Raw genomic sequence first — 26,739 nt, 5'->3', positions numbered from 1 at the left:
ATGGGTTAAATCCCCAGCGCTTCTGTCCAGGCCAAGGCCTCCATATGACACTGGTTTACTTTTTCCGGCTGGAGTTGCAGCATGGCTGCCATTTCCAGAATTTCTTCATTGTTGGCATCCTCACAAGCTTCGGTCAGCTTGAGGAAAGGGCCAAAAATCCCCTGGCGCTCAACCAGTGCATCAACAATGGTCTCGGGTAATTGCAGTTTTTCGAGAATATTTTCCATTGGCACTTTGAGCATGACATCCAGCAATGAAAATACGCCCACCACAAACAAATTGTCGCGGTCACGCTTCTCAAAGAATGGCTCGCCGAGTAACTCGGTCAAACGGCCACGTGTAATTGAAGTTTTCATCAGGGCAGGGGAGCTGCTGTTTTTGCCCGCCGTCACCATGAGTAAAGTCAACCAGCGATAAAGCTGGTTACGACCCAGAATAGTCAAGGCATGACCAATCGATTGGACTTCACATGACAAGCCAAACCCGACGGAATTGATATACCGCAGCAGTTTATAACTCAGGGTGGTATCGCGCTTAAACCCATTTTCAATGTCTTTGTTTTCTGCTTCCTGGCTGACCAGGTTTAACAAATACAATACGCCATCAAAGCTTGGATTAATCACCTTGCTGCTGATATTTTCAGGCTTAGCATAAAAATAGCCTTGAAACTGTTGGTAACCCGCGTCCAGCAAACCCTGAAACTGGCTATTTTCCTCCACCTTTTCTGCAATGAGGGTACATTCACCTTGCTGGTACTTTTTCAGCCATTGTGTCGCTTGTGCAATATCCACATTCCGCATATCGATCTTGATAAAGTCGGCATAGGGTAACAAAGCTTCCAAATGCGGGTAGTGTTGCGGATTATCTAGCGCAATCCGGAATTTCAGTTGTTTCAGCTCCTGACAACGCGCCAGGATTTCTGGTGTCACCTGCAGATGATGCACGACTTCGAGGACGGTTTTTTCGGCTGGCATCAATTCCAGAAAGACGCTGTTCAGCATGACGTGATCGACGTTAATGAATGCCAGTTGCTGACCAAGCAACCAGTTCTCATGCATTTCATCCATGGTGGTATTAAGAATACGCGCGCAGGTTTGAATATCTTCTTCAAATGGCGTATTACTTCCCTCCGTCTCATTACGGAAGAAAAATTCGTAGCCTATGATTTGTTGTTGATCATTAACAACTGGCTGGCGACCGATAATACTGTGTTGTGACGTGGTCATGACTGCATTCCTGATTAGCACCGAATAGCAGTGTATGTCAGGCTTGATGGTTTTGTATTGAAAAAAAAGCCCCGAATGTCGGGGCTTTTCTAGGGTTTATGCTTATTCTACCGTCACACTCTTGGCCAGGTTGCGCGGTTTGTCCACATCCGTGCCTTTAAACAAGGCGGCATGATAGGCCAGTAATTGCACCGGAATCACATGTAACACTGGCGAGAGTGCGCCGACATGCCTTGGTGTGCGGATGACTTGCACGCCTTCGGATGCATGAAAGTGGCTGTCGGCATCCGCAAATACAAACAACTCGCCGCCGCGTGCGCGGACTTCCTGCATGTTGGATTTCACTTTCTCAAGCAAGACATCATTTGGCGCAATCACCACCACAGGCATATTGCTATCGACCAAAGCCAAGGGGCCGTGTTTTAACTCACCGGCGGGATAGGCCTCAGCGTGAATATAAGAAATCTCTTTAAGCTTAAGCGCCCCTTCCATCGCGATCGGGAAGTGAATACCCCGACCAAGGAACAAAGCATGTTCCTTATCACCAAAACGGTGTGCCCATTCACGGATCTGCGGCTCCAGGTTAAGCGCAATTTGCACGCTGCCGGTCAACTGACGCAGCTCTGCCAGATATTGTTGCTCTTGCACATCCGTCAATAAACCACGTACCTTGCTCAAAGTCACTGACAAAACAAATAATGCAATCAATTGCGTGGTAAACGCTTTGGTGCTGGCGACGCCGATTTCGGCACCCGCGCGCGTGTAGTAGATCAGCGAGGAGGCGCGTGGAATTGCGCTCTCTTGCACGTTACAGATAGCGAGACTAAATGGATGGCCCAGTTTTTGGGCATGCTTCAACGCTTCCATCGTGTCCAGCGTTTCACCGGATTGCGAAATGGTCACAATCAGCTGTTTAGGGTTGGGGACGGAATCACGATAACGGTATTCGCTGGCAATTTCGACCGAGGTTGGTATTTTGGCGATGCTCTCCAACCAGTATTTGGCGGTCATGCCGGCGTAATAACTGGTCCCGGCGGCTAAAATCAAAACGCTATCAATCTGCTTGAAAATGTCAGCTGCTGTCGCACCAAACAATTCGCACCTGAAAGCACCATCATCAATCAGCGCTTCTATGGTGTCGCTGATGGCACGTGGTTGCTCATGAATCTCTTTTTGCATGAAATGGCTATACGGGCCCAACTCCAGTGAGGCCAAAGAGACATCACTCATATGCACTTTGCGCTGCACGGTTTCGCCTTGTTTATCGATAATCGTCACACCATCAGTTTGTAGTGTGGCGACGTCACCATCTTCCAGATAAACCACTTTTCTGGTGGCTGACAACACCGCAGATACATCCGAAGCGACAAAATTTTCACCTTCTCCGTAGCCAATTAAGAGCGGGCAACCCAAACGGGCAACAATCATGGTCTGTGGCTGATCAAGCGCAATCACGCTGATCGCATAGGCACCGGTCAATTCACTGATGGCTTGTCTCACCGCGACCAGCAGGTTTTTACTCTGCTGGTAATAAAAATGCACGAGATGGGCAATCACTTCCGTATCCGTTTGTGAAGTAAAGTGATAACCCAAGGCTTGCAAGCGGTCACGCTGCTCATCATGATTTTCAATAATGCCATTATGTACCACTGCAATTTCGGCGTTTTCCTGGCTAGGGGAGACATGCGGGTGTGCATTTTGTTCGGTGACGCCACCGTGCGTCGCCCAACGCGTATGGCCAATGCCGATCTGGCTGCTTAAGCCTTGCGCTTTACGCTCTAGCTCAGCGACGCGACCCACTGCGCGTACGCGCACAATCGACTGGTTAAGCACCGCAATGCCTGCTGAGTCATAGCCACGGTACTCCAGGCGGCTCAGGCCTTCGATTAAGAGGGGAACGATATTACGGTTTGAAACTGCACCGACAATGCCACACATATGCTTATTTTTTCACCTTTTGCGGACGTTTCCATCCCTGAATTGAACGTTGCTCTCTTGCACGGCATAACGTCAGTGTCTGTGCCGGCACATCTTTCGTAATGGTTGAACCAGCCGCTATCGTTGCGCCTTGGCCGATGGTTACCGGGGCGACTAATTGCGTATCAGAACCGACAAAAACGTCATCTTCAATGACTGTTTTATGCTTATTGGCACCATCATAATTACAAGTGATTGTACCCGCGCCTATGTTTACATGCGCGCCTACGCTGGCATCCCCCACATAGCTTAAGTGGTTTACTTTACTGCCTTGGCCAATGCTGGCATTTTTGACTTCAACAAAATTACCTACATGGGTCTCGTTTGCCAGATGCGTTCCTGGACGCAAACGGGCAAAAGGTCCAATTTTGCTCTCCTGACCGACTTTAGCCTGCTCAATATGGGTGAATGCGGCCAGTGTGGTGTTACGTGCAATCACGGCATCTTTAATCACACAATTGGGGCCAATATAGACGCCATCTTCTAACGTTACATTCCCTTCAAACACGCAATTGATATCAATACTTACATCGCGTCCGCAGATCAATTCACCACGGATATCAATGCGTTGTGCATCGAGCAAAGTCACGCCTTGTGCCATTAATTGTAGAGCCTGCCGGTATTGGTATTCACGCTCGATTTGCTGTAGATCCTGTTTTGAATTGATGCCTGTCACAGAGCAGGCATCTGCCACCACATGGGGCAGCACGGTTCGTCCCTCGTTGACAGACATGGCAATAATATCGGTCAGGTAATATTCTTGTTGTGCATTGTTGTTTTGTAGCTGACCCAGCCAATGTTTGAGCTGTGCATTTGGCATAGCCATAATGCCAGTATTCACTTCCTGAATGTTACGCTCAGTTTCGCTGGCATCCTTATGCTCAACGATGGCAACAACCTCGCCTTGAGCATTGCGGACAATTCGGCCATAGCCGGTCGGATCCTGCTTGATAAAGGTTTGCACGACCAGATGCTGGTCTGCTTGTGACAACATCTCGCGGCAAGCCTCTACATCGACCAAAGGCACATCCCCTAACAAAACCAGTGTCTTGCCTTGTTCCGGTAAATAGGGGAGCGATTGTTGCACAGCGTGACCAGTACCCAGTTGTTCAGCCTGTAGCACCCAGCTTAAATCCGCACCAGGGGTTTGTTGTTGCACCTGCTCACCGCCAAAACCATACACTACTATGATTTTTTGTGGACTTAATTTGCGGGCCGCGGTGATCACATGGTGCAGTATAGGGGTGCCACCAACCTTATGTAGCACCTTAGGCAAGTCAGAACGCATACGCGTGCCTTTGCCTGCTGCCAGAATTACTATATTCAACTCACTCATGTGATTATTTTATCTCAGAAACAAAAAAGGCGGCTTGAAAGCCGCCTGATTTGTCATCGTCTACATTTAATTTATGGTTAAAACGTCATGTAGCGATTAGTGGACTGATTTACGCAGTTTCTGGATGGCCTGGATTTGAGCCACTGCTTCTGCCAATTCAGCTTGTGCCGCAGCATAGTCGATCTCAGAAGAACGATTCTTCAATGCCTCTTCAGCCGCTTCTTTGGCTGCGATTGCTTTGGCTTCGTCCAGATCCTGACCACGAATGGCAGTATCTGCCAGTACTGTGATCATGCCTGGTTGCACTTCCAGCATGCCGCCAGAAATAAAAATCAGGGTTTCTTCCTTTTCAGAAGACTGCTTGATCCGTAATGCACCTGGCTTAATTGTGGTAATCATCGGAGCATGGTTAGGGTAGATACCCACTTCACCAGCACCTGCGGGAGCCACAACAAATTCGGCCTCACCGGAGAAGATAGACTCTTCAGCACTCACCACATCAATATGCACAGTATTTGCCATAATGTTCTCTTTCTATATCACTGAATCAAACAAGCAGATGCACTTGCATCTGCCTGTTTTAATTAATTAGTTCAGTGTTTTAGCCTTTTCAACAGCTTCTTCAATCCCACCAACCATGTAGAACGCTTGTTCTGGCAAGTGATCGTATTCACCGTTCACAATGGCTTTAAAGCCTTTGATGGTTTCTTTCAGTGGAACGTATTTGCCAGGCGCGCCGGTAAATACTTCAGCCACGTGGAAAGGCTGTGACAAGAAACGTTGGATTTTACGTGCACGACCTACAACCAGTTTATCTTCTGGTGACAATTCGTCCATGCCCAAAATCGCAATAATGTCACGCAGTTCTTTGTAGCGCTGTAGTGTGGATTGGACAGAACGCGCAACAGAGTAGTGCTCTTCACCCACAATTTGTGGATCCAGCTGACGTGAGGTTGAATCCAGTGGATCAACCGCTGGGTAGATACCCAGGGAAGCGATGTCACGGGACAGAACCACGGTTGAGTCCAAGTGTTGGAAAGTGGTTGCTGGTGATGGGTCAGTCAAGTCATCCGCAGGCACGTAAACGGCTTGGATAGAAGTAATAGAACCCACTTTGGTTGAAGTAATACGCTCTTGCAGACGGCCCATTTCGTCAGCCAGGGTAGGTTGGTAACCTACGGCAGATGGCATACGGCCCAGCAGCGCAGATACTTCAGTACCGGCCAGGGTGTAACGGTAGATGTTATCCACGAAGAACAACACGTCACGGCCTTCATCACGGAATTTTTCAGCCATGGTCAAACCGGACAACGCTACGCGCAGACGGTTGCCTGGAGGTTCGTTCATCTGACCGAACACCATCGCTACTTTGGACTCTTTCATGTTGTCCAGCTTGATCACGCCAGCTTCAGCCATCTCGTGGTAGAAGTCGTTACCTTCACGGGTCCGCTCACCCACACCAGCAAATACAGACAAACCAGAGTGCTGTTTAGCGATGTTGTTAATCAGTTCCAGCATATTAACGGTTTTACCTACACCCGCACCGCCGAACAAACCCACTTTACCGCCTTTAGCGAATGGGCAAACCAAGTCAATCACCTTGATGCCTGTTTCGAGCAAGTCAACAGAAGGGGACAGCTCTTCAAAAGCTGGTGCTTTCTGGTGGATAGAACGGAACTCTTGTGAATCGATAGGACCGACTTCGTCGATTGGACGGCCCAATACGTCCATGATACGGCCCAATGTGCCTTCACCGACTGGTACAGAGATCGCTGCGCCTGTGTTTTTGAACGCAGTACCGCGCGCCAAACCGTCAGAGGAGCCCATAGCAATGGTACGTACGATACCATCACCCAATTGTTGTTGCACTTCCAAAGTCAAGCCAGTCTCAGCTTTGGAATCCTTGTCATCAATAATCAATGCATCAAATACTTTAGGCATTTGGTCACGTGGAAATTCCACGTCCACCACAGCGCCAATACACTGCACTACTTTACCTGTTACTGCTTGATTTGCCTTTGCCATTTTCTTTTCCTAACTGTATGAGTCAGATCAATTGAATTCTTACACTTCGCCCTAATGCGTTTAGGAGGAAACCGCTGCTGCACCGCCAACGATCTCAGAGATCTCTTTGGTAATCGCTGCCTGACGGGCCTTGTTGTAGACCAGTTTCAACTCGCCAATCACGCTCTTCGCGTTGTCTGACGCTGATTTCATCGCTACCATACGTGCAGATTGCTCAGACGCCATGTTTTCAGCCACTGCGTTATAAATCAATGACTCAATGTAACGCATCATCAATTCATCTATGACCGGTTTTGCTTCCGGTTCATAGATGTAATCCCAATGACCATTCGGGCTACCCAGTTGCTCGCCTGACAATGGCAACAGCTGTTGCATGGTCGGTACTTGCTTCATGGTATTGATGAACTTGGTATAGCAGATGTAAAGCTGATCAATCTCGCCTGCGATGTACGCATCCAGCATCACTTTGATGGTGCCGATGAGTTTTTCCAGATGCGGCGTATCACCCAAACCGGTGATGTGGGATTTGACCTGCGCACCTACGCGGCTCATAAAGCCATAACCCTTGTTGCCGATTGCGCTGACACTAATGCCTTTGCCTTCGGTTTCCCAGGTTTTCATCTGGTTCAGCGACATCCGCAGTACGTTGGTATTCAAACCGCCGCACAAGCCTTTGTCTGAGCTAACCACGATCAGACCCACATTTTTAACGACGTCACGCTTGATCAAGAATGGGTGACGATACTCGGATTGTGCAAAAGAGAGGTGAGCCGCCACATTACGGATTTTTTCCGCATAAGGGCGGGAGGCACGCATTCTATCCTGCGCTTTGCGCATTTTAGAGGCGGCCACCATCTCCATCGCCTTGGTGATCTTGCGTGTATTTTCTACACTCTTGATCTTGGTTCTAATCTCTTTACTTCCTGCCATATGCGTTTCCTAAGTCGAAGTGTCAGAGATTAATAAGCGTTAGTCGCTTTGAAGTCCTGAATAGCTGCTTCCAGTGCTTTTTCGTTATCACCGCTCAAATCTTTGCTTGATTCGATGGTATCTACGATATTTTTGTACTTGGAGCTCAGGAAACCGTGCAATGCACTTTCAAAGGCCAATACTTTGTTTGTTGGCACATCGTCAAAGTAACCCTTGTTGGCAGCAAACAAGCTGATACCCATGTTAGCTACGCTCAGTGGGGTGTATTGTGCCTGTTTCATCAACTCTGTAAACATACGACCGCGGTCCAGTTGTTTACGGGTTGCTTCATCCAAGTCAGATGCAAACTGTGCAAACGCAGCCAGTTCACGGTATTGCGCCAAAGCAAGACGCACACCACCACCTAGTTTTTTGATGACTTTGGTTTGTGCGGCACCACCCACGCGTGACACAGAAATACCAGCGTTGATCGCAGGACGGATACCTGCGTTGAACAGATCACTTTCCAGGAAGATCTGACCATCGGTAATCGAAATCACGTTGGTAGGAACGAAAGCAGATACGTCACCAGCCTGGGTTTCAATCACTGGCAATGCAGTCAATGAACCGGTTTTACCTTTAACTTCACCGTTAGTGAATTTTTCAACATACTCTTCGTTTACACGAGCAGCACGCTCCAACAAACGTGAGTGGATGTAGAACACGTCACCTGGGTAAGCTTCACGGCCTGGTGGGCGACGCAGCAGCAGGGAGATCTGACGGTAAGCAACTGCTTGCTTGGACAAGTCATCGTAAACGATCAATGCATCTTGACCACGGTCACGGAAGTATTCACCCATGGTACAACCGGCATAAGGTGCCAGGAACTGCAACGCTGCAGAGTCAGAAGCAGAGGCTGCAACCACAATGGTATAAGCCATCGCGCCGTGTTCTTCCAATTTACGTACCACGTTAGCAATCGTAGAAGCTTTCTGACCAATCGCAACGTAGATACAGGTCATGTTCTGACCTTTTTGGTTGATGATGGCATCCACCGCAACCGCTGTTTTACCAGTCTGACGGTCACCGATGATCAATTCACGCTGGCCACGGCCAACTGGCACCATGGAGTCAATGGATTTCAAACCCGTTTGTACTGGCTGTGATACGGATTTACGCGCAATCACACCAGGTGCAATTTTTTCAATTTTATCTGTCAGCTTGGTATTGACTGGACCTTTGCCATCAATTGGCTGACCCAATGCGTTTACCACGCGGCCAATCAGTTCAGGACCGACAGGCACTTCCAGAATACGACCGGTACACTTACAAGTGTCACCTTCAGTAATATGTTCATACTCACCCAGTACCACCGCACCTACGGAGTCACGCTCCAGGTTCAATGCCAAACCGAATGTGTTGCCAGGAAACTCGATCATCTCCCCCGCCATGACATTAGACAGGCCGTGAATACGCACAATGCCGTCTGTCACAGAAATCACGGTACCTTGGGTACGTGCTTCCGCAGCGGTAGAGAAGTTTTCCAAACGGCTCTTAATGAGCTCGCTAATCTCTGATGTAGATAACTGCATTTAATTCTCCTATGCCTTATGCTGTGAGCGTATAGGCTAAATTTTGTAACTGACCTTGGACAGACGCGTCGATAACGGTGTCGCCAACAATAATTTTGATGCCGCCGATGATTTCCGGATCTACCGAAACGCTTGCTTCAATTTTCTTGCCGAACTTGGCTTCCAGACGTTTCACCAAATCTTTGGTTTGCGTTGCCGTAATTTTGGCTGCAGCAACGATTTGTGCGTCCAAGGTGCCTTCATCTTGCGCTTTTAAAGCCTCAAAGGCTTCAGCAATGGCAGGCAATAAGGATAAACGGCCATATTCAACCAAGGTCTTGATCAAATTTTGACCATGCTCGTTAAGATTGTCGCCACAGACCTTGAGGAATGCCGCTTCGATGTCTGCTGCATTCAGTTTGGGGTTATCAATCAGGGTTTTCATTTGGTCATCAGAAGCCACACCGGCTGCCAATGCCAACATATCAGACCATGTTGCTAATGCCTTCTGCTCTTTGCCCAACTTATAGGCAGCGACAGCATAAGGCCTTGCAATGGTTGAGAGTTCAGCCATGTTTTATCCCTTTAACCTTATAGTTCCGCAGCGAGTTTAGCCAGCATTTCGCTATGTGCTTTAGCATCAATCTCTTTACGCAGGATTTTTTCTGCACCAGCCACAGCCAGCGTTGAAACCTGTGCACGCAGACCCTCTTTGGCACGGTTTACTTCCTGATCGATTTCAGCTTTGGCACCGGCAATAATGCGATCACCTTCAGCTTTGGCATTCGCCTTGGCTTCATCAATGATTTGAGCGGCGCGTTTTTCGGCTTGCCCAATGATCTCACTTGCCTTTTGTTTGGCCTCGTTCAGTGTGGTTTCAGATTTCTTGGCAGCGACTTCGAGGGCACTTTTGCCTTCCTGTGCAGCAGCCAAACCATCTGCGATTTCCTTTTGGCGTGTTTCAATCGCTTTTAACAGCGGCGGCCAAACGAATTTCACCGTGAACCAGATCAACACTGCAAATGCGATAGCTTGCGCGATGAGTGTGAAATTAATATTCATGTTGGATCCATCATACTGATTGGTTGAAAGGTTTAAGTCACTACTTAAACCCTACCGGGCGGAGTGAACCGAGTAAAAATTACTTGGCTACAACGCTCAACAATGGGTTTGCGAAAGCAAACATCATTGCCAAACCAACACCGATAATGAAAGAAGCGTCGATCAGACCCAACAGCAAGAATACTTTACCTTGCAGGGCAGGGATCATTTCTGGTTGACGAGCAGCGCCTTCCAGGAAACTTGCACACATGATACCAATACCGATACAAGCGCCAGCGGCACCCAAACCAATGATCAAACCAATACCAACGCCTGTGTAGGCTTGAATCAATGCTAATGCTTCCATTTAATACCCTCTCTTATAAAGAATTAAAAACAACTACAAAGTTAAAAACTAGTGTGATTCATGTGCCATGGCCAGGTAGACCACTGTCAACATCATGAAAATAAATGCTTGCAAGGCCACAATCAGGATGTGGAAGATAGACCAGCCAGCCCCCAGAACAGCACCCGCAACGGTACCAGTCAGGCCTGTGGCAGCCCACATACCCAATAGCAAGAAGATGATTTCACCGGCGTACATGTTACCGAACAGACGCAATGAGTGAGAAAGTGGTTTTGAAACGTATTCAATCAGGTTGAACAAGAAGTTGGCTGGCCATACCAAAGGATTAGAACCAAACGGCGCACAGAACAATTCGTGAATCCAGCCACCCAGACCTTTAGCTTTGATAGAGAAGAAAATCATCAGAAACCAGACCGCCAAGGCTAAAGCAAAGGTGGTGTTGATATCGGATGTTGGCACAATGCGCCATTTCGTATGTTCCCCACCAATGACGGAGGCCACATTTGCCACATGATCCACCGGCAGGAAGTCCATCGCGTTCATGACCAACACCCACACGAATACGGTTAATGCAGCAGGGGCAATAAAGGAATGACGGTTACCGTGGAAAATGTTTTTGACCTGATCATCCACAAAACCAAACAGCAATTCAACGAATGCCTGGCGCTTGGTTGGCACACCAGCTGTGGCGCCACGTGCCACCCACCAGATCAAACCCATCACCACCAAACCCAAAACAACAGAGGTCAATAGCGTGTCATAGTGCAGCACCCAAAAACCTTCAGAGGTGGCATTACCGTTCACCCCTTGCGCATTAAAGCTAAGGTGGTGCGCGATGTATTCAGAAGGGGTGAGTTCTGCATGTTGTGCGTGTTCGGTTTTCATATTTTCAAACTATTTTTAAGTTAACTGGTCTACACATTTGCTTGTGATTTTGCTAGCGCCGCACCTGAGAAAAGTGCTGCGGCTGCCAAGCCTGCAATCAATGCAAAAGGGACTAATGCATGAAACAGCTTGAAAACCACAAACAGGATAATCGCGATAATTAATATTTTTACTGCTTCTGCCTTGAGCAAATTGAGCAATACCGCCGTAGGATCTGTTTTTAGTCGCCCTTTGGCTGCAATTCTTGCAGCAAACCAGGCACCAATGACCACGGATACGCCGCCCATCAAGGCTGATAATGCTGCGTTAATCCCTGCCAGCGCAAAGGCTGCTACGGTCACTGCTGCTGTCGCCATGAGTTGCCAGCGCAGCATGTTACGGTAAAGCGACATGCCAGCCGCTTGGGTTTCGAGACCACTCATGGGGTTAGCCCGCAAAAATTCAAGACAAAATACTACAAAGACGCGAGATTTTGAATTATTCACCTGCCGAAGTCAAGCACCAAACCTGGCATAACTGACTGAATGTGCTGGAAAAATCCAACTCCACTCGGTGCATACGTCATTTTGCTTACGATTTCATTCGATTCTCGGTCAGTTTTGCTATCCAATCATCCAGTTGATCCAGGTTTGAATAGCTTAACTTTAAGACACCCGCGCCATTGGCTTTACTGCTGATACTAACCTCGGCACCCAATTGCTCACTGAGTTGATTTTGTAACAAGGCCACATCAGGATGCAGCACAGGCTTGGCTTTTTTACCGCCAGCTGGTTCTGCCTGGATCATGCGCTCCACCTCACGTACAGACAAGCCATCCTGAACCACCTTATTTGCCAGCAAAATTTGTTGCGCAGGTTCTATGCCTACCAGGGCACGCGCATGGCCCATATCAATCTGATTATCAAGCAACATATCCTGCACCATGGGGGTCAGCGTCAGCAGGCGCAACAAATTTGAAACAGCCACCCGGGATCGGCCGACGGCTTGCGCAGCTTTTTCATGCGTCATCTCAAATTCATCGATCAGGCGTTTAATACCCATCGCTTCTTCAAGCGGATTTAAGTTCTCACGCTGAATATTTTCAATCAATGCCATGGCCAAGGCAGCCTCGTCGGCAATTTCCCTGACCAGCACAGGCACCTCAGTCAAGCCTGCTTTTTGTGATGCACGCCAGCGACGTTCACCCGCAATAATTTCATACTTTTCCGGCGCAATCTCACGCACCAGAATCGGCTGCATAATGCCTTGCGCCGCGATTGAGTCGGCCAGCGTTTGCAAGGCTTCTTCATTCATATAGGAACGTGGCTGATATTTGCCTGGCTGCAACTGGCCAACAGGCAATGTTCGCAACATGTCAGACTGGGCAATGGTTTCCGTATCCCCTGATAACAATGCGTCTAATCCGCGACCGAGTCCCTTAGGCTTCACCATGCTGCAACTTCCTTATAAATGAATTTTTGAAATGGATAGGATGAAAATTAATTTCTTTGAACGATTTCTTGTGCCAACTCAAGATAAGCTTGCGCCCCCTTAGAGGAGCGGTCGTATAGCAAAACCGGCATCCCGTAACTCGGGGCCTCAGCCAACCTGACATTACGGGGGATAATGGTTTGATAGACTTTTTTACCAAAGTGATTCACCAACTGGGCAGAAACCTGTTGCGCCAACATATTACGGTTGTCGAACATGGTCCGCAGCAAACCTTCTATCTCCAAAACTGGATTTAAGTGAGCGCGTACTTTCTTGACGGTATTGACCAAATCAGACAACCCCTCCAAGGCATAGTATTCACACTGCATTGGGATCATGACTGAATGCGCTGCAGTTAAGGCGTTTACAGTCACCAGGTTGAGGGAGGGTGGACAATCGAGTAAGACAAAATCATAGGCCTCATCACCCAACTTGAGAATGGCATTTTTCAAGCGCGTTTCACGCGCCATTTCATTGACCAACTCAACCTCGGCCCCCGCAAGGTCGCGATTGGAGGGCGCGACATCATATTTCGCTGCCTCCGCATGAATCACCACCTCTTGCAAGGTCTTGTTCCCAATCAGGACCTGATAAATACTATCCTTTAAGTGCGCCTTATCAACGCCACTCCCCGTACTGGCATTGCCCTGTGGATCCAGGTCGACTAACAAGACTTTTTTTCCGTGCTCAGCCAAACTGGCAGCCAAATTAACGCAAGTCGTAGTTTTACCGACGCCCCCCTTTTGATTGGTGATGGCAATTATTTTCATTATGTATTCTCAAACACGATTAAATGTCTTTCAGCCTGCAAATAGGGCACATGAAGACGGATCACTTCTTTGGGGACAACCTCTGCTTGCTCCAACTCATCGCTTGGCACCAACCCCTTCATGGCTAGCCACCGACCTTGGGGTGCAATTAAATGAGTGGTCAACTGTTTAAACAAAGCAATATCCGAAAACGCTCTGGAGATAACCTGGGAAAAGCGGGCAGGGGGCACATAAGCCTCAACCCGACCATGGACCACTTGCGCGTTTAACAACCCCAGCTCAGCTTTAACTTGCCGCATAAAGATTGCTTTCTTTTGCACCGTATCAATCGTGGTGACCTCTACTTCTGGACGCGTAATCGCAATCACCAACCCCGGCAAGCCGCCACCACTGCCAACATCCAACACATTGCCAGACTGAACATAGGGTAGAACACTCAAACTATCCAGCAAATGTAGCACCAGCATCTCTTCAGGATCGCGAACCGCGGTAAGATTATAGACCTTGTTCCATTTTTGCATGAGCGCCATATAGGCAAGGCACTTTTCCTGCATTTCGGACGTCACCACCGCCTGCAACCCGAGCATCTCTACACCGGTTGCCAACCTTGAAGCTAAACCCATCATGCTGCCGCGATATCGCCAGACTGGCTTTGTTTTTTCTGTTTACGCTTGAGGTAAACCAGCAACAACGAAATCGTAGCAGGGGTAATGCCCTGAATGCGGCTGGCTTGCCCTATGGTTTCCGGCTTTTGCGCCAATAATTTTTGGCGCGCTTCAATACTTAAACCATGAACATCATTATAATCGATCGCATCCGCGAGCTTGATATGCTCGCTATTTTTTTGACGGGCAATTTCCTCATTCTGCCGATCAATATACCCTTGATACTTTGCAGCAATTTCTACTTGCTCCAACACATCTTCTGCCAAAGCCTCAGGAGCGGGTACCAGATCAAGCAAAGATTGGTAACTCACTTCCGGACGTCGTAGCAACTCAAACAGCGAATACTCATGCTCCAAGGCTTTGCCAAAAACAGCCTCTTGTGTTTCACGTGAAACAATTTTATTTTGTCCATTGTTGATGGTTTGGCCTTGGTCTGGCTGTAAAAACGTGCGTTTCAATCTCGCTTGCTCACGCACAATAGCTTCCTGTTTTTTGCAGAACGCTTCCCAGCGCACATCATCCACCAACCCAAGCTGACGGCCTACTTCTGTCAAACGCATATCTGCATTATCTTCACGCAACTGTAAACGATACTCCGCGCGACTGGTAAACATACGGTAAGGCTCATTTACGCCGGTGGTAATCAGATCATCAACCAGGACTCCCAGGTATGCCTGCTCACGGGAAGGGCACCAACCCTCTTTATCTTGAGAATAAAGTGCTGCATTTGCCCCTGCCAACAAACCTTGCGCTGCAGCCTCTTCATACCCAGTCGTACCGTTAATCTGGCCAGCAAAAAACAAGCCTTTAACCGCTTTAGTTTCCAGAGTCGATTTAAGGTCACGCGGATCATAATAGTCGTATTCAATAGCGTATCCGGGGCGCAAGATATGCGCTTGCTCTAAACCACGAATCGAACGCACCAAAGCCAACTGAACATCAAATGGCAAACTGGTGGAAATGCCATTGGGGTAAATTTCATGCGTAGTTAACCCTTCAGGCTCCAAGAACACCTGATGAGACTCTTTATCGGCAAAGCGATGAATCTTATCTTCGACTGAAGGGCAGTAACGTGGACCCACCCCTTCAATCACACCCGTATACATCGGCGAACGATCTAAACCACTACGGATAATGTCATGTGTTTTCTGGTTAGTATGGGTAATCCAACAAGGGAGCTGCTGCGGATGTTGCGCAACATTACCCAAAAAAGAAAAGACGGGGACCGGCGTATCGCCAGGCTGCTCTGTCATCACACTATAATCTATCGTTCGACCATCAATACGTGGTGGCGTCCCAGTTTTCAGTCTACCAGCCGGAAGGCCGATTTCACGCAAGCGTGCAGCCAATGAGATTGCTGGCGGATCTCCGGCGCGCCCAGCGCTGTAGTTTTGCAAACCTACATGCACCAATCCACCCAAGAAAGTCCCGGCAGTCAACACTACTGACTTAGCATAAAAACGTAAACCAATTTGGGTAACCACGCCGGCAGCGCGCTCACCCTCAAGGATAATATCGTCTACCGCTTGCTGGAACAGCCATAAATTTTCCTGATTTTCCAAACGTCGGCGTATAGCAGCCTTGTAAAGTATGCGGTCAGCTTGCGCACGAGTTGCCCGGACCGCAGGCCCTTTGCTTGAGTTCAGGATGCGAAATTGAATACCACCTTCATCAGTGGCGGCAGCCATCGCGCCACCAAGTGCATCAACTTCTTTTACCAGGTGACCCTTACCAATCCCGCCAATCGAAGGATTACAGGACATTTGCCCCAGCGTTTCAATGTTGTGGCTTAACAACAGGGTTTTTTGACCCATACGCGCAGCCGCTAATGCCGCCTCGGTGCCGGCATGACCACCGCCCACCACAATGACATCGAATCGATCAGGAAAGTCCATCATAAAGAGTCTTGAACTGTTTGATTTAAAAAGATTTGTGATTTTAGCTTAAACTTACCAAATGGTCATTTAATTCACTGCATTGTTACACCTAAACTATGATTTAATACAATGTATTTACGGTTTAATACAAATCAATAACAAGCAGGCCATATTTGCTTAACATAACAAGAATAGAATTTTTCCTAAAACAACCAAGGAGCTATTACCATGAAAATCAAAACAATTATTGCTGTATTCGGGGTTCTTTTTTCTGTACACGCTGTTGCCGATGTCACCAATGCCGAAAAGTTGGTCTACAAATACACTAACATCGCACACTCTGCGAACCCTATGTATGAGGCACCCTCGATCACTGATGGCAAAATTTTCTTTAATCGCAAATTTAAAACACCAAGCGGTAAAGAAGCGGCATGTGCATCCTGCCACACGAATAACCCAGCTAACGTGGGTAAAAACATTGTCACCGGCAAAGAGATTCCTCCATTGGCGCCACGTGTAAACACCAAGCGCTTCACGGATATTGATAAAGTTGAAGACGAGTTTACCAAACACTGTAACGATATCTTGGGTGCAGACTGCTCACCTTCAGAAAAAGCCAATTTTATCGCTTACCTATTAACAGAAACCAAACCAAGCAAATAAGCGAATGCTACGCTATGTATGGGATCCGTTTATACGGATCTTCCATTGGTCTCTTGTGGCGGCGTTTGGGTATGCTTTTTATACCCATGCCTCCATGTGGGACCGCTTGCACCATGCTTATGCCGGATATATTGCTGGCACACTCATTATTGCCAGGATCTTCTGGGGCGTCATTTCCACCGGCTATGCTAATTTTCATAGCTTTCCACTGAATCCAGTGTGGGCACTCAAGCATCTTTACAAATTGATGCACGGAACTGCCAAACATTATATTGGCCATAATCCAACAGGATCGATTGCTATCTACGCCATGTTAGGTCTGGGCATACTCACTGTTGGCTCCGGTTGCATCGTTTATAACAGCGGCTGGGGATTTATTGATGATGAAATGGCAAAAACCTTGCATCACTATGTCACCTGGACGTGGTTAGGCGTCGTAGTCGTGCATGTGTTAGGCGTTATTTTTGAAAGCATTATCAACCGTGATAACTTGATATGGGCGATGATTACAGGCTGCAAGCGCGTATGCAGCATTGAGGAACGCTTTGATCAACGTAATACACCGTTTCCTCGAAAAAAAACCCGCTAAGCGGGTTTTTTATTTACCAATACAAAATCGACTAAATATTTCACCTAACAAATCATCGGGAGTAAACTCGCCCGTGATACTCCCCAACACCTCTTGGGCACACCTTAATTCTTCAGCAATTAACTCAGCTGCGTGCATTTGATTCAAGGCGCGCTCTAAGTGCTCACCCACAACACGTAAAGCATATAGGTGACGGGATCTGGCCATAAACACACCTTCACCGCTAGGATGATATCCTATGATATCTAGCAAGGTTTTTTGTAGCAACTCAATACCTAAGCCTGTCTTGGCTGATAAAAACACGTGCTGCTCATTTTGAATCAAATCCATCCGGGATGTTTCACGTGAAACATCAATCTTGTTATGCACCCATACGCGCTTCACTTGTGAAGGCAATTTCTCAAGAATGGATTTTTCAAATTCACCAATGCCATGTTGGCTATCCACCAGTAACAACGCCACATGTGCACTTTCTATCGCTTTCCAAGTACGCGCAATCCCAAACTGCTCTACTGTATCTTGTGTTTCCCTGAGACCTGCGGTATCAATGATATGTAAAGGCACGCCTTGGATTTGAATAACACTTTTAATGGTATCTCGTGTGGTGCCAGCAATCGGTGTCACAATCGCCACCTCTTCGCCAGATAATGCATTTAATAAACTGGACTTGCCGACATTCGGCTGTCCAATTAACACGACATTCATGCCCTCACGCAGCAAAGCGCCTTGTTGGGCCTGGCTAAATATTTTATGTAATGCGTTTTGATTTTGTTGTAACTTTTCAAATACCCGACCCTGTGTAATAAAATCAATCTCTTCCTCAGGGAAATCCAGGCAAGCTTCCACATACATGCGCAAATCTATCAATTGATGCAGTAGAGCTTGTACCGCATTAGAAAACTCACCCGAAAGAGAGCGAACCGCACTTCGTGCCGCTTCTTCTGTTGATGCATTGATCAGATCAGCAACCGCTTCTGCTTGGGCCAAGTCCAGTTTATCGTTCAGATAGGCGCGCTGCGTAAACTCACCGGCTACTGCATGGCGTGCACCACATTCAATGCAGCGTGCCAGCAAGATTTGCATCAAGGCGGTTCCACCATGGGCCTGTAGCTCCAAGACGTCTTCACCAGTATAAGAATGCGGATTAGGGAAATAGATCGCAATACCGCGATCTATCAGCGTGCCATCTGCTTGCAGAAAAGAAAGATAAGCCGCATGGCGGGGGGGAGGGCAGTGCCCTAGAATTTGAGTAGCGATACTTGAGGACAGGGCACCTGAAACCCTAACCACACCAATGCCGCCTGCACCTGGAGCGGTTGCAATCGCAGCAATGGTGTCGTTCGCAACTGGTAGATTATTTACCATGTCCTTTTTTCGCCAATGCTTCAGCGTGGATCATGCGGTTAATCGCCCATTGTTGCCAGATGGACAGAATATTGTTCACCAACCAGTACAACACCAACCCGGCTGGGAAGAAGAAGAAAAATACACTGAAGAGCACAGGCATGATTTTCATCACTTTAGCTTGAATCGGGTCAGTCGGCGGCGGATTCAAGAACGTCTGGATAATCATAGTGGCACCCATCAGGATAGGCAGCACAAAATAAGGATCTGTGGCAGATAAATCCTGGATCCAGCCAAAGAAAGGGGCATGACGCAACTGGACGGATCCCAGCAATACCCAATACAGGGAAATAAATACTGGGATTTGTACTAATATTGGCAAGCAGCCTCCCATAGGGTTGATTTTTTCAGTGCGGTACATTTCCATCATCGCTTGCTGCAATTTTTGTTTGTCATCACCAAACTTATCTTTCAATGCTTGCATGCGTGGTGCAATTTCACGCAAATGCGCCATATTGCGGTAGCCGGAAGCTGACAGCTTGAAAAAAGCCGCTTTAATCAGGATGGTAAGGACAATGATCGCAACACCCCAGTTTTTAACCAAATCATGAATATGACTTAACAACCACATTAACGGTTTAGCAATGACCGTCAAAATACCGTAATCAACCACGTACTCCAAGCCAGGCGCTGTGGCTTCTAGCGCTTGTTGAACTTGTGGGCCACTAAACAGTTTTGCATCTACGGTTTTGGTCGCGCCAGCAGCAATTTCCCCTACAGGCAGAATTGTCCCAATCGAGAAATCATGCTCACTCAGTTTAGTTGTGTAAAACTTGCGCTCAACTGTTGATTGTGGAATCCAAGCACTCACAAAATAATGTTGCACCAAGCCTATCCAACCATCCTTGGCGTTGATAGAGACGTCTTTTTTAGCCATCTCATCAAACTTCACTTTGTTGTATTTATCAGCTTGTGTGAAATAAGCACCACCAGTGAAGGTGGGCATCATTTTTGAACCCTGGTTGGATTCATTATCGTGAATAATTTGGTAGTACACAGAAGGTGAAATGGCTTTATCGCTGTTATTTTTAATCTCGTACAGCACATCAATGACATATTCATCCCGGTGAAAACGATAAATCTTGTCTACAGAAATGCCATTCTTTTCTGGGGCGGTTAAGCGGACATCCAGGGATTGCTGACCTTCTTGCAACTGATAGCTGGTTTGTGTGGTAGTGAAGTTCTCATAATGCGTGGGTAGACCTTCACCTTTCAGACCTGTTTGCGCCACGTAGAGCTTGTCTTTACTACTATCACTCATCAACTCGTAAGGGCCAGCACCATTATCGGCTTTATGCTGCAACAGGGCTAACTGACGCAAGTCACCCCCTGCAGTATCAATCACAGCCGAATAAAGATCTGTGGTTACCTGAATACGGGTACCTTTATTCAAACTAAAACCGGCTGCTTGCGGTTTCTCAGCAGTCGCAGGCAAGGCCTGGGCCACAGATTGTTCTGGTGAAGGTTGAGGGGCGTGCTCCTGCTGCCAGGCATCCCACAGCAACATAATGGAGAAAGAAAAAATCACAAACAGAATAAGACGGCGAGTATCCATAAGATTTCGTTTAAAAGTCAGGGTAGGGGGTCTATACCGCCTGGATGCCAGGGGTGACAACGACCGATGCGGCGTAAGGCTAACACACTCCCACGCCAGGCACCATAGCGTTGCAAGGCTTCAATTGCGTAGTGTGAACAAGTAGGATGAAAACGGCACTGGCGACCCAACCAAGGACTCAGCCCCCATTGGTAACACCTGATCAAAAAAATAAATACAGTTTTCATCGGGAAAAGGATCAGGAAACAATGGCTTGTTTAGTTAAACGGCGTAACAAAGTCTGGACATCTTGACGTACTAGCGCAAATTCACCACGTTTAAAAGGCTTGCGTACCTGTACCACCACATCAAAGCCTATTGGGGCCTCGGAGTGCTGCCGCAAGACTTCCCTCAACACACGCTTCATGTAGTTACGACGGACAGCTAGCTTAGACACCTTTTTTGACACAACCAGACCGTATCGGTGATGTGCTAACTGGTTTGGCTTGATATTGGCAAACAGCCATTCGCCATAAAACCGTTTCCTGAAACTAAAAACGGATGAAAATTCATCCGTTTTTTTTAGCTTATGCAATGTCATGCATTGAGTATCTGCAATGCATCGTCAAGGATTACAGACCCAGACGTTTACGGCCTTTAGCGCGACGGGCAGCAATCACTGCACGGCCACCTTTGGTTTTCATGCGTACCAGAAAGCCATGGGTACGTGCACGACGGGTTTTTGATGGTTGATAGGTACGTTTCATTATTAAACTCCTGCCCTAAAAGGCAATTAAATTCTAATCCGGCAAAGTTGATTTTAACGCTCAATATTTGCCGATTTCAAAAACCCTTAATTAAACATCAAATTCAAAGCTTATGTCAATGATTATTTTTATTTTTTTATGACGGCAGGCTGTGGATAACTCAGGTCAAAACGTTTAGAATACTCAGCAGATGGTCAAGACAATATTCTAGACAAGACCACTTCTTCTGCCACCCTTTCCTGGCAACTATAACGGATAACGAAACAAAGCACTGACCACGTCAGCGAGGTCAGTGCTTGCAAATACTTTTTTTAAAGCACTGGAGCGATGGAAAATTTTTGGGCCTATTGTTTGTTAAAGTTCGAGCAAGAACTGTCAGCACAACAATACAATACCTGGATCAAACCGTTGAAGGCACGCATCAATGGTGAGTCTGTGCAAATTGTTGCGCCCAACAAATTTGTCATGCAATGGGTCAAAAGCAAGTTCTATTCGCGTATAGAAACCATCGCCACCGAATTATCGCCCAGCGCTCGCCTGGAGCTGATCGTTGACAGCAGTGAAAGCCTCAACCAGGCGCCTGCGGCGATCACGACAAAATCAACGCCAACCAGCGAACACCCGGTCGAAACAGCAATCGCTGCAGCCCCGGCAAAAACAGTTAGTAAACCGACACGACCACCCAGCCAGCGTACAAGCAGCAAACCAGTTAAAAACGAGAAGAATACCGGCCTTAATGACAGTTTCCTGTTTGATAACTATGTCACAGGCCGCGCAAACCAGTTAGCACGTGCTGCGGCAATTCAAGTGGCAGGCAATCCTGGGCAAGCCTACAACCCGCTGTTTATTTATGGCGGGGTAGGGCTAGGCAAGACGCATTTGTTGCAAGCCATTGGTAATGAGCTTAAAAAAATCAAACCAGACGCCAATATTCGTTATTTGCACGCAGAACGTTATGTTTCAGATGTGGTTAAAGCTTATGAAAATAAGGCGTTTGATGAATTCAAACAGCAATACCACTCATTGGATCTACTGCTGATTGACGATATTCAATTCTTTGCCAAAAAAACACGTACCCAGGAAGAGTTTTTCTACGCGTTTAACACGTTAATCGAAGAAAAAAAACAAATCGTCATCACTTGCGACACCTATCCTAAAGAAATCGCAGACATGGATGAACGGCTGCGCACCCGCTTTAGTTGGGGCTTAACCGTCGCAGTGGAGCCACCGGAATTGGAAATGCGGGTCGCCATTCTGCGCAAAAAGGCAGAAAACCTGAATATAGACTTGCATGAGGATGTGGCTTTTTTTGTCGCAAAACAAATCCGCTCTAGCGTGCGAGAGCTAGAAGGCGCCTTAAACCGGATTATTGCCATGGCCAACTTTACCGGTCATGCCATTGATGTACATTTGGCTAAAGACGCGCTACGTGACCTGATTGCCGTCCGCGGCCGCCAAATCACCATCGAAAACATTCAAAAAACAGTCGCAGACTATTACAAAATCAAAGTCAGCGACATGTTTAGTAAAAAACGTTCACGCAATGTTGCCAGACCGCGCCAAGTAGCCATGTCTTTAGCCCGTGAACTCACTAATCATAGCTTTCCCGAAATTGGCGAAGCGTTTGGTGGCCGCCATCACACCACCGTCATGCATGCTTGCGAAGAAATTGAACAATTACGCTTGAATGACCAAACGCTGGCACGAGATATTGGTTTGCTGACGCAAGTGATCAGGGATTAAAACAAACAAGCAATGCTGTGGATAAGTTGAGAATGACGTGTGTTTAAATATTGCGTATAGACTGAATAAATTCAGTTTACAATATCAGCCACAAATCATGCAGGTTTAAACCGCAATTTATACACAGAGAAATACTTGGATAAGTCTTTGAATTATTTATTTTTTTAGACTTACCCACAAAAAAACGTAACATTACTATTAGTCTTATCTTTTATATATTGAAATAAAGTTATTAATTAGGTCAGGCCATGCAAATCAAAATTAACCGTGAGGTTTTGCTTAAACCACTCAATAGTGTGACTGGTATCGTAGAGCGTAGACATACATTGCCTATCCTTTCTAACCTGTTGGTCAATATCAAACAGGATGAAATGCATTTGACGGCTACCGACCTTGAAATGCAGATTTCACTCAAAGTGAATGGTGGCATTGAGGGAGAACTGAGTACCACGATTTCCGCTAAAAAATTGCTGGATATCTGCCGCTCATTGCCTGACAGCACGACGATAGAAATGAATAACCAGGATAACCGCATTACGCTTAAAGCAGGCAAAAGCCGGTTTAACCTGCAAACCTTGCCTGCTGCAGATTATCCGTTGATGAGCAAAGCCAGTGGCCAAAATATCAGTTTCAGCCTGGCCCAATCCGAATTCAAACGTTTGCTTAAACAAGTAGAGTTCGCCATGGCGCAACAAGACATCCGTTATTACCTGAATGGTTTGTTGCTAGAAGTGAACGGTAACCAACTGCATGTGGTTGGCACTGATGGACACCGCTTAAGCTATACCAATACCAACCTGGCGCAAAGTTTTGATAAAACCGAAGTGATTTTGCCGCGTAAAACCGTGTTGGAGTTGACCAAGCTACTGGATGAACAATCAGACGCACCTGTAGTGATTGAGGTATTGAATGGCCAGGTAAGTTTTGAATTTGGTGATATCCAACTGATTAGCAAAGTAATCGACGGTAAGTTCCCGGATTACAACCGGGTCATTCCAAACGGTCATCAAAATACTTTCCTGGTTAACCGCGCACAAATCCTCAGTGCTTTACAGCGGGCTTCTATTTTATCGAATGAAAAATACCGCAGTATCCGCATGGTGATTACCAATAACCAGCTCAAACTGATCAGCACTAACACCGAGCAAGAAGAAGCGGAAGAAGAACTAGATATCGACTATAGCAACGCTGCTTTGGATATCGGTTTTAACGTCACTTATTTGATTGATGTGCTGAATAATCTCGGGGACGAGCAAATTCAATTTGCGTTCGCAGACGCCAACAGTAGTTGCCTCATCACCGCAAGCAGCGATGCTAACTATAAATATGTAGTGATGCCAATGCGCATATAATGTGGGCTGCCGTGTTTCACGTGAAACACGGTGCACGCTAGGATGATCGTCTTTTAACGCTTAATTAAAGAAACTTTGTTATGGCACAGCCACAAGAATATAACTCAGACAGTATCAAGATTTTAGAAGGTTTGGACGCGGTTCGTAAGCGTCCGGGCATGTACATCGGTGACACGTCAGATGGTTCTGGTTTACACCACATGGTATTCGAAGTGCTGGATAATGCCATTGACGAAGCCCTTGCCGGGCATTGTGACGATATCAAAGTCATTATCCATCCGGATAACTCTATCAGCATTTCTGATAACGGCCGTGGGATTCCTACCGATATCAAAGAGGATGACAAACACGAGCCTAAACGTTCTGCTGCTGAAATCGTCATGACCGAGTTGCATGCCGGTGGTAAGTTTGACCAAAACTCCTACAAAGTCTCTGGTGGTCTGCACGGTGTCGGTGTGTCAGTGGTGAATGCATTGTCTGACTGGCTAAAACTCAAGATTTACCGCAAAGGTAAAGTGCATCAGATGGAGTTTCATCGCGGTGTGCCGCAAGCGCCTTTAGCTGTCACAGGCACTACGGATAAAACCGGGACGGAAGTTCACTTCCTGGCATCTGTTGATACTTTTGTGCTGGTTGAATACCACTTTGAGATTCTGGCTAAACGGATTCGTGAGCTCTCATTCCTCAACAATGGTGTCAAAATTGAACTGATAGACCAGCGTACCGGTAAGTCTGAAAATTTTGCTTTTAGTGGCGGGGTCAAAGGCTTTGTTGAGTACATGAACCGTACTAAAACGGTATTGCATCCAAAAGTGTTTTACGCGATTGGTGAGAAAGACAATATCACGGTAGAAGTCGCCATGCAGTGGAACGACAGCTACTCAGAAACCGTGCAATGTTTCACTAACAACATTCCGCAACGCGATGGTGGCACGCATTTGACCGGCTTACGTACCGCCATGACGCGGACGCTCAATCAGTATATCGAGCAAAACGAGTTTGCCAAAAAAGCCAAGGTTGAAACCACTGGCGACGATATGCGCGAAGGCATTACCTGTGTACTGTCAGTCAAAGTGCCCGATCCTAAATTTAGCTCACAAACTAAAGACAAACTGGTCTCTAGCGAAGTACAACCAGTAGTCTCTGAGATTGTGGCGGCGAAACTGGCGGAGTTTTTAGAAGAAAACCCGATAGATGCGAAAATTGTGTGTGGCAAGATTGTAGAAGCCGCCCGTGCGCGTGAAGCTGCGCGTAAAGCGCGTGAAATCACCCGCCGTAAAGGCGTCATGGATACCATGGGCTTGCCGGGTAAACTGGCAGATTGCCAGGAAAAAAATCCAGCGCTCAGCGAACTCTACCTGGTCGAGGGTGACTCTGCGGGCGGTTCAGCCAAACAAGGGCGTGACCGTAAGTTCCAAGCTATCCTGCCGCTCAAGGGTAAAATCCTTAACGTAGAAAAAGCACGTTTCGACAAACTGTTGGGTTCAGCTGAAATTGCGACCTTAATCACTGCTATGGGTACCGGCATCGGCAAAGACGACTTTAATCTGGAAAAACTGCGTTATCACCGTATCATTATCATGACCGATGCGGACGTCGACGGCGCACACATCCGTACCTTGTTGTTGACCTTCTTCTACCGCCAGATGCCAGAGCTGGTTGAAAATGGCCATATCTACATTGCCCAGCCACCTTTGTACAAAGTGAAACAGGGCCGCGATGAGCGTTACCTCAAAGATGAGCACGAGCTGGACGAATACCTGCTCAATTCTGCGCTGCGTGACGCCGTACTCGTGACTAAAGAAGGTGGCGACATTCTTAAGGATGATACGCTCACCAGCATCGCCAAACAAATGGTGCTCACCGAAGCTGTCATCCGCCGTATCGCCAACCTGTATGACGAAAGCGTATTACGTGCTATTCAGGATTTGGGTGATATTGACCTCAGCACAGAAGCGGCTGCTAACCATGTGGCCGAAAAACTGCGTCCTATCCTAGGCGCAGTCGGTTCAGAAGTGATTGTTGCTCAAGACACCGAAACCAGCGCGTATCGTCTTGAAGTGAACAAATACGTGCATGGTAACTTGCAAAGCTGTGTGATTGATGCCGAGTTTTTAGGCAGTGGCGATTACCGTCAGATCAACCGTACTTCACAAATGGTTAACAACCTGTTGGGTGAAGGCGCCATGATCAAGCGCGGTGAAAAAGAGCAAAAAGTCACCACGTTTAAACAGGCTTTAGACTGGTTACTGGGTGAAGCTAAACATAACCTGAATATCCAGCGCTATAAAGGCTTGGGTGAAATGAACCCGGAGCAACTTTGGGAAACAACCATGGACCCAACCGTACGCCGCTTGCTCAAGGTGCAGATTGAAGATGCTATCGGTGCCGATGAAATTTTTACCACCTTAATGGGGGATAACGTTGAACCACGCCGTGCCTTTATCGAAAGCAATGCTTTGAGCGTCAGTTCACTGGATGTTTAAGCTTAAATAAAATGCATATGTAAATTAAAAAGGCTCCAACAGGAGCCTTTTTAATTTTGCCAAAAGCATATTCATTTATGTT

At 47.2% G+C, this 26,739-nt stretch carries 26 protein-coding genes; 5 read left to right on the top strand and 21 right to left on the bottom strand.

What is annotated here, in order from left to right; translation table 11 throughout:
• Window positions 1-5: 5 nt before the first annotated feature.
• The 16 genes from ACIDF8_RS08680 to mnmG form a co-directional block, all read right to left on the bottom strand.
• Complete coding sequence (locus tag ACIDF8_RS08680) at window positions 6-1,226, bottom strand: EAL and HDOD domain-containing protein (protein ID WP_412010218.1); 1,221 nt, start codon at window positions 1,224-1,226, stop codon at window positions 6-8.
• Window positions 1,227-1,328: 102 nt separating this feature from the next.
• Window positions 1,329-3,164: a glutamine--fructose-6-phosphate transaminase (isomerizing) gene (gene glmS / locus ACIDF8_RS08675; RefSeq protein ID WP_412010217.1), complete on the bottom strand. Its 1,836-nt coding sequence runs from the start codon at window positions 3,162-3,164 to the stop codon at window positions 1,329-1,331.
• Window positions 3,165-3,168: 4 nt separating this feature from the next.
• Window positions 3,169-4,539, bottom strand: a complete 1,371-nt coding sequence (gene glmU / locus ACIDF8_RS08670; protein ID WP_412010216.1) for a bifunctional UDP-N-acetylglucosamine diphosphorylase/glucosamine-1-phosphate N-acetyltransferase GlmU — start codon at window positions 4,537-4,539, stop codon at window positions 3,169-3,171.
• 96 nt (window positions 4,540-4,635) lie between these two features.
• Complete coding sequence (locus ACIDF8_RS08665; RefSeq protein ID WP_412010215.1) at window positions 4,636-5,061, bottom strand: F0F1 ATP synthase subunit epsilon; 426 nt, start codon at window positions 5,059-5,061, stop codon at window positions 4,636-4,638.
• A gap of 66 nt (window positions 5,062-5,127) precedes the next feature.
• Window positions 5,128-6,564: a F0F1 ATP synthase subunit beta gene (gene atpD, locus ACIDF8_RS08660; RefSeq protein WP_412010214.1), complete on the bottom strand. Its 1,437-nt coding sequence runs from the start codon at window positions 6,562-6,564 to the stop codon at window positions 5,128-5,130.
• 60 nt (window positions 6,565-6,624) lie between these two features.
• A complete protein-coding gene (atpG, locus tag ACIDF8_RS08655; protein WP_412010213.1) occupies window positions 6,625-7,494 on the bottom strand; it encodes a F0F1 ATP synthase subunit gamma in 870 nt (289 codons plus the stop codon).
• A gap of 29 nt (window positions 7,495-7,523) precedes the next feature.
• Window positions 7,524-9,065, bottom strand: a complete 1,542-nt coding sequence (gene atpA / locus ACIDF8_RS08650) for a F0F1 ATP synthase subunit alpha (RefSeq protein WP_412010212.1) — start codon at window positions 9,063-9,065, stop codon at window positions 7,524-7,526.
• A 16-nt stretch (window positions 9,066-9,081) separates the two neighbouring features.
• Window positions 9,082-9,618 (bottom strand): F0F1 ATP synthase subunit delta, encoded by a 537-nt coding sequence (locus ACIDF8_RS08645; protein ID WP_412010211.1) that lies wholly within the window; start codon window positions 9,616-9,618, stop codon window positions 9,082-9,084.
• Between the two features lie 17 nt (window positions 9,619-9,635).
• Window positions 9,636-10,106 carry a F0F1 ATP synthase subunit B gene (locus ACIDF8_RS08640; RefSeq protein ID WP_018987205.1) on the bottom strand — a complete coding sequence of 157 codons (471 nt, stop codon included), beginning with the start codon at window positions 10,104-10,106 and terminating at the stop codon, window positions 9,636-9,638.
• A 79-nt stretch (window positions 10,107-10,185) separates the two neighbouring features.
• Window positions 10,186-10,452 (bottom strand): F0F1 ATP synthase subunit C, encoded by a 267-nt coding sequence (gene atpE, locus ACIDF8_RS08635; RefSeq protein WP_018987204.1) that lies wholly within the window; start codon window positions 10,450-10,452, stop codon window positions 10,186-10,188.
• Window positions 10,453-10,500: 48 nt separating this feature from the next.
• On the bottom strand, window positions 10,501-11,337 hold the full coding sequence (gene atpB / locus ACIDF8_RS08630) for a F0F1 ATP synthase subunit A (protein ID WP_412010210.1): 837 nt from the start codon (window positions 11,335-11,337) through the stop codon (window positions 10,501-10,503).
• Between the two features lie 29 nt (window positions 11,338-11,366).
• Window positions 11,367-11,759 carry an ATP synthase subunit I gene (locus ACIDF8_RS08625; RefSeq protein ID WP_412010209.1) on the bottom strand — a complete coding sequence of 131 codons (393 nt, stop codon included), beginning with the start codon at window positions 11,757-11,759 and terminating at the stop codon, window positions 11,367-11,369.
• 148 nt (window positions 11,760-11,907) lie between these two features.
• Window positions 11,908-12,768, bottom strand: a complete 861-nt coding sequence (locus ACIDF8_RS08620; RefSeq protein ID WP_412010208.1) for a ParB/RepB/Spo0J family partition protein — start codon at window positions 12,766-12,768, stop codon at window positions 11,908-11,910.
• 47 nt (window positions 12,769-12,815) lie between these two features.
• Window positions 12,816-13,577 carry a ParA family protein gene (locus ACIDF8_RS08615; protein ID WP_412010207.1) on the bottom strand — a complete coding sequence of 254 codons (762 nt, stop codon included), beginning with the start codon at window positions 13,575-13,577 and terminating at the stop codon, window positions 12,816-12,818.
• Window positions 13,577-14,200, bottom strand: a complete 624-nt coding sequence (gene rsmG, locus ACIDF8_RS08610; RefSeq protein ID WP_412010371.1) for a 16S rRNA (guanine(527)-N(7))-methyltransferase RsmG — start codon at window positions 14,198-14,200, stop codon at window positions 13,577-13,579. The genes ACIDF8_RS08615 and rsmG overlap by 1 nt, the downstream gene beginning before the upstream one ends.
• A complete protein-coding gene (mnmG, locus tag ACIDF8_RS08605) occupies window positions 14,200-16,137 on the bottom strand; it encodes a tRNA uridine-5-carboxymethylaminomethyl(34) synthesis enzyme MnmG (RefSeq protein ID WP_412010370.1) in 1,938 nt (645 codons plus the stop codon). Before mnmG ends, rsmG begins: the two co-directional genes overlap by 1 nt.
• Window positions 16,138-16,347: 210 nt before the next feature.
• On the opposite strand from mnmG, the gene cycA reads away from it, so the two are divergent.
• Window positions 16,348-16,782, top strand: a complete 435-nt coding sequence (gene cycA / locus ACIDF8_RS08600) for a cytochrome c'' (protein ID WP_412010206.1) — start codon at window positions 16,348-16,350, stop codon at window positions 16,780-16,782.
• A gap of 4 nt (window positions 16,783-16,786) precedes the next feature.
• A complete protein-coding gene (locus ACIDF8_RS08595; RefSeq protein ID WP_412010205.1) occupies window positions 16,787-17,371 on the top strand; it encodes a cytochrome b/b6 domain-containing protein in 585 nt (194 codons plus the stop codon).
• 9 nt (window positions 17,372-17,380) lie between these two features.
• Here ACIDF8_RS08595 and mnmE read toward each other — a convergent pair whose 3' ends face one another.
• The 5 genes from mnmE to rpmH are packed head-to-tail and all read right to left on the bottom strand — an operon-like array spanning window position 17,381 to window position 21,076.
• Window positions 17,381-18,736 carry a tRNA uridine-5-carboxymethylaminomethyl(34) synthesis GTPase MnmE gene (gene mnmE / locus ACIDF8_RS08590; protein WP_412010204.1) on the bottom strand — a complete coding sequence of 452 codons (1,356 nt, stop codon included), beginning with the start codon at window positions 18,734-18,736 and terminating at the stop codon, window positions 17,381-17,383.
• A complete protein-coding gene (gene yidC / locus ACIDF8_RS08585; protein ID WP_412010203.1) occupies window positions 18,726-20,330 on the bottom strand; it encodes a membrane protein insertase YidC in 1,605 nt (534 codons plus the stop codon). The genes mnmE and yidC overlap by 11 nt, the downstream gene beginning before the upstream one ends.
• A gap of 17 nt (window positions 20,331-20,347) precedes the next feature.
• Window positions 20,348-20,557: a membrane protein insertion efficiency factor YidD gene (yidD, locus tag ACIDF8_RS08580; RefSeq protein WP_412010202.1), complete on the bottom strand. Its 210-nt coding sequence runs from the start codon at window positions 20,555-20,557 to the stop codon at window positions 20,348-20,350.
• Window positions 20,558-20,568: 11 nt separating this feature from the next.
• The gene (gene rnpA / locus ACIDF8_RS08575; protein ID WP_412010201.1) at window positions 20,569-20,910 is read right to left on the bottom strand and encodes a ribonuclease P protein component; all 342 of its coding nucleotides are present in this window, start codon (window positions 20,908-20,910) and stop codon (window positions 20,569-20,571) included.
• Between the two features lie 31 nt (window positions 20,911-20,941).
• Window positions 20,942-21,076 carry a 50S ribosomal protein L34 gene (gene rpmH / locus ACIDF8_RS08570; RefSeq protein ID WP_018987191.1) on the bottom strand — a complete coding sequence of 45 codons (135 nt, stop codon included), beginning with the start codon at window positions 21,074-21,076 and terminating at the stop codon, window positions 20,942-20,944.
• Window positions 21,077-21,403: 327 nt separating this feature from the next.
• On the opposite strand from rpmH, the gene dnaA reads away from it, so the two are divergent.
• From dnaA to gyrB, 3 genes are all read left to right on the top strand, one after another.
• The gene (gene dnaA, locus ACIDF8_RS08565) at window positions 21,404-22,819 is read left to right on the top strand and encodes a chromosomal replication initiator protein DnaA (RefSeq protein ID WP_412010200.1); all 1,416 of its coding nucleotides are present in this window, start codon (window positions 21,404-21,406) and stop codon (window positions 22,817-22,819) included.
• 248 nt (window positions 22,820-23,067) lie between these two features.
• Window positions 23,068-24,171: a DNA polymerase III subunit beta gene (dnaN, locus tag ACIDF8_RS08560; protein ID WP_412010199.1), complete on the top strand. Its 1,104-nt coding sequence runs from the start codon at window positions 23,068-23,070 to the stop codon at window positions 24,169-24,171.
• Between the two features lie 80 nt (window positions 24,172-24,251).
• Window positions 24,252-26,657 carry a DNA topoisomerase (ATP-hydrolyzing) subunit B gene (gene gyrB, locus ACIDF8_RS08555; RefSeq protein ID WP_412010198.1) on the top strand — a complete coding sequence of 802 codons (2,406 nt, stop codon included), beginning with the start codon at window positions 24,252-24,254 and terminating at the stop codon, window positions 26,655-26,657.
• The last annotated feature ends 82 nt before the right edge of the window (window positions 26,658-26,739 follow it).

It is taken from the genome of Methylophilus sp. 3sh_L (assembly GCF_046766015.1).
GTDB lineage: Bacteria > Pseudomonadota > Gammaproteobacteria > Burkholderiales > Methylophilaceae > Methylophilus.
This window is presented reverse-complemented; position numbering and strand designations above follow the sequence as displayed.

What these genes read in the sequence shown, in the direction of transcription:
- cycA (WP_412010206.1), top strand. Translation starts at nt 16,348, where the DNA reads ATGAAAATCAAAACAATTATTGCTGTATTCGGGGTTCTTTTTTCTGTA.
- ACIDF8_RS08680 (WP_412010218.1), bottom strand. Translation starts at nt 1,226, where the DNA reads ATGACCACGTCACAACACAGTATTATCGGTCGCCAGCCAGTTGTTAAT.
- atpB (WP_412010210.1), bottom strand. Translation starts at nt 11,337, where the DNA reads ATGAAAACCGAACACGCACAACATGCAGAACTCACCCCTTCTGAATAC.
- ACIDF8_RS08625 (WP_412010209.1), bottom strand. Translation starts at nt 11,759, where the DNA reads ATGAGTGGTCTCGAAACCCAAGCGGCTGGCATGTCGCTTTACCGTAAC.
- ACIDF8_RS08645 (WP_412010211.1), bottom strand. Translation starts at nt 9,618, where the DNA reads ATGGCTGAACTCTCAACCATTGCAAGGCCTTATGCTGTCGCTGCCTAT.
- rpmH (WP_018987191.1), bottom strand. Translation starts at nt 21,076, where the DNA reads ATGAAACGTACCTATCAACCATCAAAAACCCGTCGTGCACGTACCCAT.
- atpA (WP_412010212.1), bottom strand. Translation starts at nt 9,065, where the DNA reads ATGCAGTTATCTACATCAGAGATTAGCGAGCTCATTAAGAGCCGTTTG.
- rsmG (WP_412010371.1), bottom strand. Translation starts at nt 14,200, where the DNA reads ATGGGTTTAGCTTCAAGGTTGGCAACCGGTGTAGAGATGCTCGGGTTG.
- ACIDF8_RS08595 (WP_412010205.1), top strand. Translation starts at nt 16,787, where the DNA reads ATGCTACGCTATGTATGGGATCCGTTTATACGGATCTTCCATTGGTCT.
- yidC (WP_412010203.1), bottom strand. Translation starts at nt 20,330, where the DNA reads ATGGATACTCGCCGTCTTATTCTGTTTGTGATTTTTTCTTTCTCCATT.
- glmU (WP_412010216.1), bottom strand. Translation starts at nt 4,539, where the DNA reads ATGAGTGAGTTGAATATAGTAATTCTGGCAGCAGGCAAAGGCACGCGT.
- atpD (WP_412010214.1), bottom strand. Translation starts at nt 6,564, where the DNA reads ATGGCAAAGGCAAATCAAGCAGTAACAGGTAAAGTAGTGCAGTGTATT.
- mnmG (WP_412010370.1), bottom strand. Translation starts at nt 16,137, where the DNA reads ATGGACTTTCCTGATCGATTCGATGTCATTGTGGTGGGCGGTGGTCAT.
- ACIDF8_RS08615 (WP_412010207.1), bottom strand. Translation starts at nt 13,577, where the DNA reads ATGAAAATAATTGCCATCACCAATCAAAAGGGGGGCGTCGGTAAAACT.
- dnaN (WP_412010199.1), top strand. Translation starts at nt 23,068, where the DNA reads ATGCAAATCAAAATTAACCGTGAGGTTTTGCTTAAACCACTCAATAGT.
- atpE (WP_018987204.1), bottom strand. Translation starts at nt 10,452, where the DNA reads ATGGAAGCATTAGCATTGATTCAAGCCTACACAGGCGTTGGTATTGGT.
- yidD (WP_412010202.1), bottom strand. Translation starts at nt 20,557, where the DNA reads ATGAAAACTGTATTTATTTTTTTGATCAGGTGTTACCAATGGGGGCTG.
- ACIDF8_RS08665 (WP_412010215.1), bottom strand. Translation starts at nt 5,061, where the DNA reads ATGGCAAATACTGTGCATATTGATGTGGTGAGTGCTGAAGAGTCTATC.
- dnaA (WP_412010200.1), top strand. Translation starts at nt 21,404, where the DNA reads ATGGAAAATTTTTGGGCCTATTGTTTGTTAAAGTTCGAGCAAGAACTG.
- ACIDF8_RS08640 (WP_018987205.1), bottom strand. Translation starts at nt 10,106, where the DNA reads ATGAATATTAATTTCACACTCATCGCGCAAGCTATCGCATTTGCAGTG.
- gyrB (WP_412010198.1), top strand. Translation starts at nt 24,252, where the DNA reads ATGGCACAGCCACAAGAATATAACTCAGACAGTATCAAGATTTTAGAA.
- atpG (WP_412010213.1), bottom strand. Translation starts at nt 7,494, where the DNA reads ATGGCAGGAAGTAAAGAGATTAGAACCAAGATCAAGAGTGTAGAAAAT.
- ACIDF8_RS08620 (WP_412010208.1), bottom strand. Translation starts at nt 12,768, where the DNA reads ATGGTGAAGCCTAAGGGACTCGGTCGCGGATTAGACGCATTGTTATCA.
- mnmE (WP_412010204.1), bottom strand. Translation starts at nt 18,736, where the DNA reads ATGGTAAATAATCTACCAGTTGCGAACGACACCATTGCTGCGATTGCA.
- glmS (WP_412010217.1), bottom strand. Translation starts at nt 3,164, where the DNA reads ATGTGTGGCATTGTCGGTGCAGTTTCAAACCGTAATATCGTTCCCCTC.
- rnpA (WP_412010201.1), bottom strand. Translation starts at nt 20,910, where the DNA reads ATGACATTGCATAAGCTAAAAAAAACGGATGAATTTTCATCCGTTTTT.